The sequence below is a fragment of the Arthrobacter sp. 179 genome, assembly GCF_052379645.1.
Lineage (GTDB): Bacteria > Actinomycetota > Actinomycetes > Actinomycetales > Micrococcaceae > Arthrobacter_H.
Map to the genome: position 1 here is coordinate 132,522 of NZ_JBQSYU010000007.1, position 13,269 is coordinate 145,790.

General features: G+C 69.2%; 12 protein-coding genes. 5 read left to right on the forward strand and 7 right to left on the reverse strand.

The annotated features are described in order from the left end of the window. Nucleotides 1-75: 75 nt before the first annotated feature. The gene (locus ACT3UE_RS06760; protein WP_444554955.1) at nucleotides 76-651 is read right to left on the reverse strand and encodes a helix-turn-helix domain-containing protein; all 576 of its coding nucleotides are present in this window, start codon (nucleotides 649-651) and stop codon (nucleotides 76-78) included. Between the two features lie 69 nt (nucleotides 652-720). On the opposite strand from ACT3UE_RS06760, the gene ACT3UE_RS06765 reads away from it, so the two are divergent. Together ACT3UE_RS06765 and ACT3UE_RS06770 are read left to right on the forward strand one after the other, a co-directional pair. Further along, the gene (locus ACT3UE_RS06765) at nucleotides 721-1,668 is read left to right on the forward strand and encodes an NAD(P)/FAD-dependent oxidoreductase (RefSeq protein WP_444561257.1); all 948 of its coding nucleotides are present in this window, start codon (nucleotides 721-723) and stop codon (nucleotides 1,666-1,668) included. Beyond that, nucleotides 1,665-2,366, forward strand: a complete 702-nt coding sequence (locus tag ACT3UE_RS06770) for a methyltransferase (RefSeq protein WP_444554953.1) — start codon at nucleotides 1,665-1,667, stop codon at nucleotides 2,364-2,366. Before ACT3UE_RS06765 ends, ACT3UE_RS06770 begins: the two co-directional genes overlap by 4 nt. Before the next feature lie 61 nt (nucleotides 2,367-2,427). On the opposite strand, the gene ACT3UE_RS06775 is transcribed toward ACT3UE_RS06770, so the two are convergent. Next, nucleotides 2,428-3,177, reverse strand: a complete 750-nt coding sequence (locus ACT3UE_RS06775; RefSeq protein WP_444554952.1) for a sulfite exporter TauE/SafE family protein — start codon at nucleotides 3,175-3,177, stop codon at nucleotides 2,428-2,430. Nucleotides 3,178-3,278: 101 nt separating this feature from the next. On the opposite strand from ACT3UE_RS06775, the gene ACT3UE_RS06780 reads away from it, so the two are divergent. Next, complete coding sequence (locus ACT3UE_RS06780) at nucleotides 3,279-5,126, forward strand: thiamine pyrophosphate-requiring protein (protein WP_444566464.1); 1,848 nt, start codon at nucleotides 3,279-3,281, stop codon at nucleotides 5,124-5,126. 89 nt (nucleotides 5,127-5,215) lie between these two features. Beyond that, nucleotides 5,216-5,641, forward strand: coding sequence for a hypothetical protein (locus ACT3UE_RS06785; RefSeq protein WP_444554950.1), 426 nt, complete (start codon nucleotides 5,216-5,218; stop codon nucleotides 5,639-5,641). Here ACT3UE_RS06785 and ACT3UE_RS06790 read toward each other — a convergent pair. The 5 genes from ACT3UE_RS06790 to ACT3UE_RS06810 form a co-directional block, all read right to left on the reverse strand. Beyond that, a complete protein-coding gene (locus ACT3UE_RS06790; protein ID WP_444554949.1) occupies nucleotides 5,638-6,651 on the reverse strand; it encodes a zinc-binding dehydrogenase in 1,014 nt (337 codons plus the stop codon). The two genes, ACT3UE_RS06785 and ACT3UE_RS06790, sit on opposite strands and share 4 nt — an antisense overlap. Before the next feature lie 96 nt (nucleotides 6,652-6,747). Continuing rightward, nucleotides 6,748-7,323, reverse strand: a complete 576-nt coding sequence (locus tag ACT3UE_RS06795) for a class F sortase (protein WP_444566465.1) — start codon at nucleotides 7,321-7,323, stop codon at nucleotides 6,748-6,750. 240 nt (nucleotides 7,324-7,563) lie between these two features. Then, the gene (locus tag ACT3UE_RS06800; RefSeq protein ID WP_444554947.1) at nucleotides 7,564-8,334 is read right to left on the reverse strand and encodes a hypothetical protein; all 771 of its coding nucleotides are present in this window, start codon (nucleotides 8,332-8,334) and stop codon (nucleotides 7,564-7,566) included. Between the two features lie 142 nt (nucleotides 8,335-8,476). Then, nucleotides 8,477-11,170, reverse strand: a complete 2,694-nt coding sequence (gene hrpB / locus ACT3UE_RS06805; protein ID WP_444566466.1) for an ATP-dependent helicase HrpB — start codon at nucleotides 11,168-11,170, stop codon at nucleotides 8,477-8,479. Nucleotides 11,171-11,236: 66 nt separating this feature from the next. Then, complete coding sequence (locus ACT3UE_RS06810) at nucleotides 11,237-12,175, reverse strand: NADP-dependent oxidoreductase (protein ID WP_444566467.1); 939 nt, start codon at nucleotides 12,173-12,175, stop codon at nucleotides 11,237-11,239. A 131-nt stretch (nucleotides 12,176-12,306) separates the two neighbouring features. Here ACT3UE_RS06810 and lgt point away from each other — a divergent pair. After that, the coding region (gene lgt / locus ACT3UE_RS06815) for a prolipoprotein diacylglyceryl transferase (RefSeq protein ID WP_444566468.1) at nucleotides 12,307-13,269 on the forward strand (963 nt) is incomplete at its 3' end.

Consider the following 13,269-nt stretch of genomic DNA (forward strand, 5'->3'; position numbering starts at 1 on the left):
GCTCGCCGGGGTGCTCCCCTAGTATCCTGCACGGGGCCGTGCCTCGGCCAGCCGTCCGAGGGCAGGGCCGGCGGATCAGTCGCCGGGTCGGTCGCCGTCGGAAACCCTGGTGTGGATGCGTTCGCCGTCTCCCCCGAAAATGCTCAGCACCTCCACGGATCGGCCATCCGCCGATCCCATGGCGTGCGGGATCCGGGTATCGAATTCGGCGGCCTCCCCGGGTTCGAGCACCAGGTCCCGATCCCCCAGCAGCAGGCGCAATTTCCCGGAGAGCACATACAGCCAGTCGTATCCATCATGCACGCGGGGCTCCGGCATGACTTGGCGTCCCGGATAGGTCATCCTGAACGTCTGCGTGGGCGAGTTCGGCGGAGACAGCCTGAGGGTCTGGATGCCGTGGTGCATGCTGCGGGTGGGGCGGACGCGCGGGTCGGGCACCTCGGCGGGGATGAGCTCGTCGATGCCGATGCGCAGCGCTCGGGTCAGCGGCAACAGCAGTTCCAGGCTGGCCTGGCGCTTGCCCGATTCAAGCCGCGAGAGCGTGGACACCGATATGCCGGTCTTGGAGGCCAGATCCTCCAGCGTCCGATCCTGCTTCACCCGGGCAGCCCGGAGTCGGGGGCCGATCTGCTCGAGAACCGTATCCTTCACATCTTTCCCTTCTTGCTGTTTCTGCAAAGATATTTGCCATCATAGCAGTGGGGGTTCCACAGTAGAAGCATGAAAACCAACAGCAACTACGACGTCATCATCATCGGCGCTGGCGCCGCGGGTCTCAGTGCAGCACTGATGCTCGGCCGCTCGCTCCGCAGCACGCTCGTCCTGGACACCGGCACCCCGCGCAACCGCTTCGCCGCAGGGATCCAGGGTGTCCTGGGCCACGACGGCACCGCCCCCGAGGACTTCTTGGCCCGCGGCCGTTCCGAGGTCGCCGGCTATGGCGTCCAGTTCGGCACGGCGGCAGCCGCAACCGTCGTGGCAACCGACGCCGGTATCACCGTGACCGATACCCAGGGCCGGCACCATGCTGCCCGCCGCCTCGTGGCCGCCACCGGAATCAGCGATGAACTCCCGCCGCTGCCCGGCCTCGCCGCGGGCTGGGGAACCGATGTGCTGCACTGCCCGTATTGCCACGGCTGGGAGGTCCGCGGTCAACGCCTCGGCATCCTGGCCACCTCGCCCATGGCCCTGCACCAGGCGCAGCTGATCCGCCAGTGGAGCGACGACGTCGTCCTCTTCAGCGCCGGCGCCGGGCCCATCGACGACGCACTGGCCACCACCCTGGCCTCCCGGGACGTGGTGATCGACAACCGGCAGGTCACCGGCATCCTCAGGAACGACGCCGGGGCCCTCACCGGGGTGCGGATGGTAGACGGCGGGCAACGGAACCTCGACGCCCTTTTCACCGCCGGTGAACTCCACCCCCAGGACGCCTACCTTGACGGACTGGGTTTGACGCGGGAGCAGACACCTTTTGGCAGCTTCATCGCCGCCGATCCCACCGGCAAAACCAGTCACCCGAGGATCTGGGCTGCCGGAAACCTCGTCGCCCCGATGGCCAATGTGCCGATGAGCATGTCGGCGGGCACGATGGCTGGCAGCATGGTCAACATGGATCTGGTGACCGAGGATTTCAACCACGCAGCACAGCAGGTTCACGCGGCATGAACGAACGGAGCAGCACCGACATGGAGCACCAACACCACCACGACGAGGCGCCCATCGAGCCGCGCGCCTTCTGGGAAGCCCGGTACGGCGAGCGCGAAAGGATCTGGAGCGGGGCTGCCAACCGGGCCCTGGTGGACGTTGTTTCCCCGCTGAAACCGGGCAGCGCCCTGGATCTGGGCTGCGGGGAAGGCGGGGATTCGCTCTGGTTGGCCGAGGCCGGCTGGACGGTCACCGGGGCGGATATTTCCACCACGGCCCTCGGACGGGCCGCCCAGGAGGCCCGCTCCCGCGGCCTGGGCGCCGAAGACGTCAACTGGCTTCAGGTCGATCTGGGCGAGGACTTCCCTCCGGGGACCTACGATCTGGTCTCCGCCTGCTTCCTGGCTTCCCCGGTGGACCTGCCCCGCGGGGAGGTCCTGCGCCGGGCCGCCGAAGCCGTGGCCTCCGGCGGCACCCTGCTGATCGTCTCCCATGCCGCCATGCCACCCTGGTCCCGGCACCGGCACGATCCCGGCGAGGCCCCCACCTCCCACGGCCCCCACGACTTCCCCACCCCCGCCGAGGAACTCGAACTCCTCGGACTCGACGAGGACCGGTGGACAGTCGTCACCGCGGAGGCCAGGCCGCGGCAGGCCACCGGCCCCGAGGGCGCCGTCGTCGACCTGGAAGACACCGTCATCGTCGCCCGGCGAAACTAGCAGGACCGGGCCCAGGGCATTGCCGGCCCCCGCGGCCGGCGGCCCTGGCCGGGCGGCCGGCTCAGAGCAGGCCGAACCAGCCCTTGGCGATGGCGGCGAAGGCCCCGACGAACGCGATGATCAGGATGAATGCCCGGGCATGACGGTCATGGACGTGGCGCTGGAGTCGTTCACCGCCGAAGATCCCCACCACGATCGCCAGGACGATCAGCGCCCAGTACCACCAGGGCAGGATGAGTTGCTGCTCCGGGGCGAGGAGGACCTTCGACACCACGGAGACGGTTCCGGTGACCGCGAAGAAAGGTTGCATGGTGGCGGCGAAGGAGCGTTGATCCCAACGGGTGAGGACCGCGTATGCACTGACCGCCGGGCCACCGACCCCTGCCATGGAGCTGGTCAGCCCCGACAGCGCCCCGGCGGCGGAACGGATGCCGGGGCCTCCGACGGCGACGCTGGAGCGGGAGAGGCCCAGCGAAAGGAGCAGGGCGATCAGCACGATGATGCCCACCGACAGGGAGAGGACCGCGGACTCCAGCCGGGTGGCGATGAGCGCCCCGATGACGGAGCCGACGACGCTGAAGGCGGCCAGCCAGCGGAACGCGGACCAGTTGATGTCCTTCCAGACCCGCGGGGTGATCAGCGTGGAGGAGACGACGCCGCAGATGTTCACCAGCAGCACCCCCTCATGGGGGCCGAGCAGCAACACCAGGAACGGTGAGGCCAGCATGGCGAATCCCAGCCCGGCGACCCGTTGGGCGACGGCACCGATGAACACCAGGGAGGCCGCCACGGCCAGGAGTTGAAGATCCACCGCTACAGCCTACTGGGGGGCCCTTGAAGTTTGCGTCGGTTCCGAGGAAGCTGAAAAAATCCCCACCGGGCCACGGCAACAATCTCCAGGAGGTACCTCCCATGGCAGGAACGGTCAGCGACTTCGTGATCGAGCGCATCAGGGATTGGGGGGTCAGCCGCGTTTTCGGTTTCCCCGGGGACGGGATCGGCGCCTTCGACGGCGCCCTGGGCCAGGCGGAGCGTGAGGACGACGGGGTGGATTACATCCGTCCGACCCACGAGGAGATCTGCTCGCTCATGGCCACTGCCCACGCCAAGTTCACCGGCGAGGTGGGGGTCTGCGTGGCAACCTCCTCCCCCGGGGTGTTCCATCTGCTCAACGGGCTCTACGACGCCCAGATGGACAACCAGCCCGTCGTGGCCTTCGTGGGACAACAGGGGCTGAACGCGCTGGGCACCTTCGGCCAGCAGGTCAGCAATCTGGAACGGGCGTTGGCGGATGTTGCGGTCCACGTGCAGACGATCGTCTCCCCCGAACAGGCCCAGGCCGTCGTGGACACCGCTTTCCGCACCGCCCGCGTCCGGCTGGGCCCCGCCGTCGTCATCCTCCCGCACGATGTCCAGGACCAGAAGATGCCCGCACTGCGCCCGCAGAGCTGGGTCTCGCGCTCCAGCGCCGTCGCCCCCTCCACCGCCGTCGTCCCTGCCCACAGTGAGATCCTCAAGGCCGCCGAGATCATCAACGCCGGCTCCAAGGTGAGCTTCCTCGTCGGGCACGGCGCCAACGGGGCCACCGCCGAGGTCCTGAAGGCCGCCGAACTCCGGGGCGCCGGGATCATCACCGCGTTGCGGGCCAAACAAGTCATCCCCTCCGAGGTGCCCCACCATTCCCAACAGCTCGGACTGCTGGGATCGCGGCCCAGCGTGGAGCAGATGGCCGACTGCGACACCCTGGTGTTGCTGGGCACCAACTACCCCTATGCCCAGTTCCTGCCGGAATCAGGGCAGGCCCGGGCCGTCCAGGTCGATCTCAAACCCGAACAGATGGGGCTGCGCTACCCCACCGAGCTGAACCTCTGGGGGGACGTGAAGGAGACCCTCACCGCCCTGATCCCCCATCTGCAGGCCACCACGGACTTCTCCTGGCAGGAGCGTGTCGCGGCGGGCATGAAGGAATGGGAAGCGGAGATGGAGGCCGAAGCCATGGTCTCCTACGACGACGGGGTGAACCCGCGCCGGGTCTACCACGAGCTCAACCAGCGTCTTCCCCCGCGCGCCATCGTCACCGCCGATGCGGGCTCGACCGCCGACTGGTACGGCCACCACATCCGGCTGCGCGAAGGGATGATGGGGGACCTCTCCGGACGGCTGGCCACCATGGTGGCGGCGATGCCCTATGCCACGGCCGCGAAATTCGCCCACCCCGAGCGCAGCGTCATCTGCACGATCGGCGATGGCGCCTTCCAGATGCTGGGCATGAACGAGCTCATCACGATCAAGAAGTACCTCTCGCGGTGGCAGAACCCGCAGCTGATCATCCTGGTCCTGCATAACGACGACCTCAACCAGGTCTCCTGGGAGATGCGCACCGAGGACGGCAACCCGCTGTGGCCGGCTTCCCAGGACGTGGAGACCATGGACTATGCCGGCTACGCCGAACTCCTGGGCTTCCAGGGGATCCAAGTCAGGAGCGATGACGAGGTCGCCGCCGCCTGGGATGTCGCCTTCGCCCACCGGGGGGTGACCCTCATCGATGCCTACACCAGCAAGAGCGTCCCACCGCTGCCTCCGAAGGTCGCCTTCGAGTTCGCGAAGAACACCGGGATGGCCCTGCTCAAGGGCGACCCCGAGGGCCTCGATGTCATGGCCGATACGGCCAAGGCGGTGTTCACCGAAGGGGTGGAGCGGGTCAAGGACACCCTGCATCTGGGGCACGAGCAGAAGCCGGAATCCGGGAACGGGCGGTAACGCGCAACCGGGGACGAATAAGCCTTGCTGGGGGCAGGGCACCGGCCTACATTGGAAGGAACGTCAGCTCCGTTCCCAGGGGAGGAATCATGCGCGTCGTTCTGATCATCATTCGGCTGCTCTTGCTGGTGACGGCGGTCGTGGCCATCGTGGGTGCTTTCACGGTCGTGGGCAGCGAAGCAGGTCGTGAGTTCTTCCACAGCAACCAAAACATGTGGTCGGGCCTGCTGGGTCTGTTCGTGGCCTTCTCGGCCGGGATTTCCGTCGCCGGCGCCGTGAGCCCACGCTGGATCCTCGCCCACCCCGGCGGCGCCCTCTTCGCCCTGGTGCCCCTAGTGGTCCTCCTGCTCATCAGGTTCTATTCGGCGTTCGATCACCCCGTCACCCTGAACGTGGCCCTGCTGGGTGCCTTATTCGCGCTGCTCGCACTGCTTCTGCAGCCGGCCGCAGCGCTGGCCCTGCGCAAGGAAAACGCCCGACGCCCCCGCTCGGTGGACCGCGAACGGGCCTTCTAACTGAGTCCGGCTTCATCCATCGAGACGATGACCCGGCCCTCGCTCGTTCCGGCCAGCAGCGATTCGAAGGCCCGCGGCAGACTCTCAATCCCGGTGAATCCGGTGTGGATCCCGCGGACCGTGCCCTCGCGCACCCATTGGCCGACCTCGGCCTCGAACTGGGGGCGCAGGTCCTCGTGTTCGGTGACGGTGAAGCCGCGCATGGTCAGTTCCCCGTAGATCAGCCGGGTGTAGTTCCGGGGTGCCCCCGACCCGGTGCCCTTCGCCACCGCCCCGCAGATCACCACGCGGCCGCCGTGGCGGAGCATCTCCAGGGCGGCTTCGAGTTGGTCGCCGCCGACATTGTCATAGTAGAGGTCGATCCCCTCGGGCGCGGCCTGCCGCAGCAGGTCCAGGGCTTCGCCATCATGCCGGTTCACGGCGGCGTCGGCCCCCAGCGTGCCGGTGATCAGTTCGACCTTCTCCGCCGAGCCGGCGCAGCCGATCACCCGGGCCCCGCGGGCCTTGGCGAACTGTACGGCGCAGCTTCCCACCCCGCCGCCGGCGCCCGTGACATAGACGTCCTCCCCCGGCTGGACCCGGGCGACATGGATCATCCCGGTATAGGCGGTGAAGCCCACATGCCCCAGGATCGTGAGGTGGTCCTCCAAGGCCAGGTCCTCGGCTTCGGCGCCGATCCGGCGCAGTTCCCCGGCCTCGCAGACCTCGATGCTGCGCCAGTGGACCTTTCCCACGGCCAGATCCCCGACGGCGAACGCCTCGCTGGCCGATTCGATGACCTCGACGACTGCGTCGCTGGCGGGGGTGTCCCCCACCCCGATGCCCGGGCCGTAGGCCGTGCCTTCGCTGCCGATCCGTGAGGCCAGCCCGGCATTCAGGCCCAGGCGGCGGATGGCCACAAGGACCTGCCCCGGTCCGGGGTCGGGCGTCTCGGCGTCGAAGACCCCGAAGTCCGCTGCGGTGACGGTGGAGTCGGGCAGGGCCGTGAGCTGGATTTCCTGACTTTTCATGCCCCCACCGTAGACCCGCCCCGTGCCACCCCCCAAGGTTTGGCACGGGACGGGAGTCATGCGGTCTTCCACCTCCGCCGGGGCGGATTCCCGGCTCTAGACCGGATGCGTGGAGACGAGTTTGGCGTGGACGACGATGTTGTCCTCATGCCGCAGGGTGGCCTTGTCGAACGGTCCCCCGCAGGTGATCACCCGCAGCTCGGCATCGTCGGTATTGGCGTAGGTCCCCGCGCTGGAGAAGGCGTCCTTCTTGGTCTGGATGATCTGGGTGACCTTGAAGACGGCGACCTTGCCGTCGGCGCGGGTCACCGAGATCTCGTCCTTCTTGCGCAGGTCCCCGAGCTTGAAGAACACCGCCGGGCCTTCGTCCTTGGTGGCAGTGACATGCCCCAGCAGCACGGCGGGGCCTTGTTCACCCGGTGAGGGGCCGCGCTTATACCAACCGGCCGGTGCGTCCGGGTCCAACGGGGGGACCCCGATGGTTCCATCGGCCTTGAGGCCGACGTTGAGCAGATCGGTATCGACGTCGATGGCCGGGATCTGCAGGCGGACCGGCTGCGAACGCTTCAGCGGCTTCGGAGCCGGAGCCTGGGTCTGCTTGGGCTTGGGTTTCGGTTTCGGGGCCTTCGACGATGACTCGGTGGTGGTCTTGGTCGGGGTGGCCGACGGCATGGCCGTCGGCGGTGGCGAGGTGGTGGGGGGCGCGCTGGGCGTGTCCGCGATGGCCTCGGAGGCCGGCGGCGAGGGCGGTGGTGCTTCCCCCCGCGCGCCGACTCCGATCAGGACTGCTCAGACGAGGCCGACCGTTGCGGTCACCGCTATCGCGGTGATGCGACGACCGCGGCCGTTGCGTGGGTTTTTCCGTGCGTGCTTCATCGGTTCCAGTCCTTTTCTTCTCCGGGGGTGCCTTTCCTAGTTCTGGTCTGCCTGACGACGGCGGACCATGAAGACACCGGCGCCGGCAGCTGCCAGAACCAGGCCGCCACCCAGGGCCATCGTGGAGGCGTCCATGCCGGCGGTGCTGCCACCACCGGTTTCAGGGTTGCCCTGAGGCATGTCCATCTGCCCGGCCGTCAACGTCCCGCACAGTGCGGGCGCGGTGGCTGCCAACGGCAGTTCGGGAACCAGTGGTGACTTGGCCTCCTGGGCGTCTGCGCCCAGGGTGGCCGGGTCGAGTCCGTGCACGACGACGGAGGCCTGGCCGTTCTTGATCCCGTCGATCGTCTTCTGGTTCATTTCGAAGGTGCGCTCATAGGTGAAGCTGTCACCCATGCCGGCGACTTCCAGGTCGGTGGCCGCCTTGGCACTGGTGTCTCCCTTGGTGGACAACGTGGTGGCCACCTCGCCGTAGGCGGAGCCGCCCTCGGGGGTGCTGACCACGCCGTCGCCGTTCTTGTCGTTGGCGATGGTCGGGCACTTGCCCGTGTCGTTCACGGTCACGTGGACGTGCTGGACGTGCGGGTACGGGTCGCCGTCGAAGGACTTGGCCAGGCCACTGACCTTCTCCGAGACCGTGGCCATGTTCCCGTCCAGGGTGATCGAAGCGGATCCGGAGGCCCCGCTGCCGTTTTGTTCGGTCAGCTGGGCCGAGTAGGAATCCGCTGCCTGGGCCCCTGCCGCGGAGAACGCGACCATACCCAGCGCCATTGCCGGCACGGCCAGTAGTTGGAGGTTCTTCTTCATGATCTTTTCCTTCCATCGGTGGCCCCCGTCTGAAGCGGCGGAAACCGGTGTTCGTGATGCGTTCATGATTCACAACACCTTCTGGTGGTGTCGCACAACACATTCGGAACCCTGCGCGTGTCCGGATTGGAAAGATCTTGAATTATTTTTTTGCCGCGCCTGAACCACCTTCGGTCAACCGCCGTTTCGTCTTGGCGGTGGCCGTGGAAGACCACGGGTCCTCGGGCCACGGATGCTTGGGGTACTTCCCGCGCATCTCCGCCCTGACCTGCGCGTAGGGGCCCGACCAGAACGAGGCCAGGTCGTCGGTCACCGCCAGGGCGCTGCCGCGCGGGGACAATAGATGGAACAACACCGGCACCCGCTCGTCGACCAGCCGGGGGGTGGCGGCCCACCCGAAGCATTCCTGCAATTTCACCGCGACGACGGGGCGGGCCTGCTCGTCACCGATCGCCGGGTAGTCGATCCGCACCTTGGATCCACTGGGAACCAGCAACCGTTCCGGAGCCAGGTCGGCGAAGCGCGAGGCCTGCGGCCAGGGCAGGAGCCGGCGCAACGGTTCGGCCAGATCGACCGACTTCACGCCGGCCCCGGCGGCCAACGCCTGGAGTTCGGGGCCCAACCAGTCATCCAACCGGCCCAGCAGGGCGCTCTCGCTGACATCGGGCCACGGGGCGCCGAGTTCTCGGTGCAGCAAGGCCATCCGGCGGCGCAGCCCATCGGCTCGGGCGGAGAAACCGATGATGTCCAGCCCACCGGTTTCCAGGGCGGTGGCGACGGCCGCGGCCGCCTCTTCCACGGAGGCGCGGACCGGCGTCGTGCCCAGGACGATGGACCCCAGCCGGCGTTCCCTCCGGGCCAGGACCCGACCCGATTCGAACCGGGCGTGGACCCGGTCGGTCAGCAGATGTCCGGCGGCGGCTTCGGCCGTCTCGGCATCCAACGGTGCCGCGGAGCGGATGACGGCCCCGGTTCCGGCGGCGGCCCGACCCGCCCCGCGGGAGACCTCGGCGACGGCCAACCACGGCTGCCCTGCCAGCGAGGACCCGGCAGGCAGTCCGGCGCGGGTGCCCGAGGCCAACAGGTAGCTCTGGCCCGCCCCTGATTCGACCCTGCGGGCGATCCGGTCGGGGTAGGCCAGGGCGACGATGAGTCCTGCCTCCGCGGGGGCACCGGGCCGCGAGGCCTCGGCGGTGGCAGCGGCGGGGGCCGCGGGCGCCCAGGTGCGGGCCAGGATGGCCTCCAGCCGGGTGGTCTCGCGTTTCCAACTCCGGCTCGCGGGGTCGGACCCGGAGCGCAGGGCCGCCAGCAGCCGGGTCAGATCGGCTCCCGGGGCGCGGGCCTCACCGGCGACCATGGCCACGATCTCGGCGACGGAACGGGCCGCTGCCTTGCGGTTCGTCCCGGCTTGGTGACCGGGAGCTGCCGCCTGCTGCCAGGCGGTCCCGTCGATCAGCGCCCGGGCGAGGCGCGGTTCGGCGGGGATGCCCGAGAGGGTCCGGCCCAGCCCGGTGGCCAGCCCGTTCACGTCGATGGCCCCGAGTTCGGTCAGCACGGCCAGCGCGTCGGCCAGGGTGGTCCGTGGCGGTTCCTGCGGCAGTTTCAGTCCCCTGCCACCGGGGGCGCCCCAGCAGGCCAGGGTCAGGGCCGCGCCGGTCAGTTCGGCGACGGCGATTTCCGGGGTCGGATGCCCCGGGGCGGCGCCGAAGGTCTTCTGGTCGTAACAGCGCACCACGGTTCCCGGTCCCTGCCGTGCGGCGCGACCGGCTCGCTGATCGGCCGAGGCCCGGGAGGCCGAGACCGTGACCAGGCCGGTCATGCCGCGGGTGGCATCGCGGCGGGGTTCACGGGCGAGCCCGGAGTCGATCACCAGCCTCACGCCGGGGACGGTCAGCGAGGATTCGGCCAGCGACGTGGAGACGACCACGCGTGGCGGGTCCCCCGCGTCCCGGCCCTTCACGGCCCGGTCCTGGCTGGCACTGTCGATCTGCCCGTGCAGTTCCAGCACTTCGACGCCCGCGCCGACCCGGCGGCGTAGTGCCCCGGCCACCTGGGCGACTTCCCAGGCCCCGGGGACGAAGACCAGCGCGTCGACGGCGGGGTCGGCGACCAGCGCGCTGTGGTGGGCGGTCGCGGCGGTGGTGGCCACATGATCCAGGAAGGCCCGCGTGACCCCGCGGTCATCCAGCCGGGCCACCGCGGCCGGTTCCCAGCGGGTCTCCAACCGGTGCAGTGCCGAGGGGCAGTCGATCACCGGGGCCGGGCCTTCGCCGTCGGCCGTGGACAACAGGGCGGCAAAACGGGGGGCGTCCAGGGTCGCCGACATGGCCAGGAAGGTCAGATCGCCGCGCAGTTCGTGGACCTCGGCGAGCAGGCCCAGCAGCAGATCGGTGTCCAGGGCCCGCTCGTGGACCTCGTCGATGATGACGGCGCCGATACCCTCCAGCCCGGGATCGGCCAGGAGCCGACGCAACAGGATCCCCGGGGTCACGAATTCGACCCGGGTGGCGGGCCCGGCGTGGTGTTCGCCGCGGACCGTGTATCCGACCCGGTCCCCGACCCGGCTGCCGTCGAGCTGGGCCAGGCGTCGTGCCGCGGCGCGGGCGGCGACCCGGCGGGGCTGGGTGACGATCACCCGGCCGGCCAGATTCGCCACCAGGGGTGGCACCAGGGTGGTCTTGCCGGTCCCCGGCGGCGCCTGGACGACGGCGGTGCCGGCCGGGGCGTTTGCGGCCAGGGCGTCCTCGAGGGCGGGCAGCGAGGCGGCGAAGACCAGCCCTGCTCCGAGGGTTTCCAGGTCGAAGGGCCGGTCGGCGCCGGGGGGCGGGGAAGTCACCCACCCATTGTGCCCGGTGGTGCCGCGGGCCCGGGACCGAACGGGCCGGGCCGTGCCGGACACCGATCAGTCGAAGACCAGCACCAGCCGTCCACGGACCCCGCCGGCTTCGAGCCGGCGGTGCGCTTCGGCGGCACGGTCGGCCGGCAGGACGTCGGCGACCCGCAGGCTCAGCTGGCCGGCGTCGACGAGCCGGCGTAGCTCGTCGAGCTTCCCGTCCGAGTGGTAGTCGGCGGGGACGAAGACCTGGTGGATGGTGATGCCACGTTCGGTGGGACCGTTGAAGCCGCGCACGGTGGCGAAACCGCCCCCGTCCTTGACGGCCGGCAGCGCCACCTCGTGCTGGACCGCGGCGTCGAGCAGACCGTCGACTCCCTCGGGGTGGAGTCCGCGGATCTGCTGGGCGACGTCCGCACCGCGCGGGACCAGCTGATCGGCTCCGAGGTCCTCGACCAGTTCCCGGTCTTGGGGCGCGAAATCGGCCACCACCGTCAACCCGGCCTGTGTGGCCAACTGGATCGTGTAGCCGCCCAAGGTTCCTGCGGCCCCGGTGACCGCCAGGACCTGCCCGGGCTGCAGGTCCAGCCGCCGCAGTGCCTGCATCGCCGTCAACCCGTTCATCGGCAACGTGGAGGCTGCCTCGAGGGTGGTTCCGGCGGGGATCCCGGCCACCGAATCGGCGTCGGCCACCAGGTAGGAGACGTAGGCGCCTCCGTGTTCGCCATCGGGGACGGCCATGGCCATGACCTCGTCGCCGAGGGCGAAGCCTGCCCCGTCCCCGACCTCGTCGATGACGCCCGCGGCATCCATGCCCGGCACGTACGGGGGCTCCTTCGCCTCGGTGACCGCCGCGTTGGCGCCGGTGCGGATCGAGGTGTCCGTGGGGCTGACGGCGGTGGCACGGACCTTGATTCGTACCTGGCCCGGGCCGGCATGGGGCTCGGGGACCTCGTGGATGGCGAGGGCTTCCGGCCCTCCGAATTCTGTGACTCCAATGACCTTCATAGGGGCGACAACGGCCCCGAAGGGCCGACTATTCCGAGGCGCGCGGTGACCTGGGGCCCGGATATTCAACGACCCGCCCCAAAGAATGACATGATCGGACGTGACCACGCCCCCTGACATGTAGGGTCCTGATGTACCTTCCCGCGAGCTTGCCCAGCCCCGATCCCGCCCTGTCCCAGCTGAACCTGGGGCCGTTGACGATCCACACCTATGCCCTGTGCATCCTGGCCGGCATCGCCGCCGCCATCGTGATCACCCAGCGCCGCCTGAAACGACGGGGAGGCAATCCCGAGGTCGTCCTCGACGTCGTGCTGTGGTGTGTGCCGCTGGGGCTGGTCGGCGCCCGTTTCTACCATGTGTTCACGCATATCAGCGACTACTTCTACCCCGGTGCCGACCCCTGGGACATCATCAAGATCTGGGACGGCGGCAACGCTCTCTACGGTTCGCTGCTCGGTGGTGCGCTCGGCGTGTTCATCGGCTGCCGGCGGGCCGGGGTCCGTTTCCTGTCCTTCGCCGACGCGGTGGCCCCGGCCATGCTCGTGGCCCAGGCGATCGGCCGGTTGGGCAACTGGTTCAACCACGAACTCTTCGGCCTGCCGACCACACTGCCCTGGGGTCTGGAGATCGAGTCCTCGAACCCGAACTTCCCCGCCGACGCAGCCATCGGCACCCTGTTCCACCCATTGTTCCTGTACGAGATCATCTGGAACCTCATCGGCGTCGCCGTGATCCTGTGGCTCGAGCGGCGGATGCGTGCCCGCTGGGGCCGCGCACTGGGCCTCTACCTCATCTGGTACGGCCTGGGCCGCAGCTGGCTCGAGGCCATCCGGATCGACCCGACCTCGGACGTGTTCCTGGGCATCCCGGCCAATATCTGGGCCTCCTTCGCCGCCATCGCGGTGGGCCTGGCGATCGTCATCGTCCAGGGGGTCCGCCATCCGGAGGCGGAGACCTCGGTCTACCGCGAGGGCTTCGAGCCGGTGGCCGAAGACACCACGGACGAGAGCACGACGGCGGAGGCAGCCCCCGAGGATTCCTCCGCGGATCCTGCCGAGCCGGCTCCGACATCAGCTCCGGAGTCGGCTCCAGAG

Bases quoted from the DNA above. Each gene is read 5' to 3' on its own strand.
- ACT3UE_RS06810 (WP_444566467.1), bottom strand. From the start codon at position 12,175: ATGAAGGTCATTGGAGTCACAGAATTCGGAGGGCCGGAAGCCCTCGCC.
- ACT3UE_RS06770 (WP_444554953.1), top strand. From the start codon at position 1,665: ATGAACGAACGGAGCAGCACCGACATGGAGCACCAACACCACCACGAC.
- ACT3UE_RS06765 (WP_444561257.1), top strand. From the start codon at position 721: ATGAAAACCAACAGCAACTACGACGTCATCATCATCGGCGCTGGCGCC.
- ACT3UE_RS06785 (WP_444554950.1), top strand. From the start codon at position 5,216: ATGCGCGTCGTTCTGATCATCATTCGGCTGCTCTTGCTGGTGACGGCG.
- ACT3UE_RS06780 (WP_444566464.1), top strand. From the start codon at position 3,279: ATGGCAGGAACGGTCAGCGACTTCGTGATCGAGCGCATCAGGGATTGG.
- ACT3UE_RS06800 (WP_444554947.1), bottom strand. From the start codon at position 8,334: ATGAAGAAGAACCTCCAACTACTGGCCGTGCCGGCAATGGCGCTGGGT.
- ACT3UE_RS06795 (WP_444566465.1), bottom strand. From the start codon at position 7,323: ATGCCGTCGGCCACCCCGACCAAGACCACCACCGAGTCATCGTCGAAG.
- ACT3UE_RS06790 (WP_444554949.1), bottom strand. From the start codon at position 6,651: ATGAAAAGTCAGGAAATCCAGCTCACGGCCCTGCCCGACTCCACCGTC.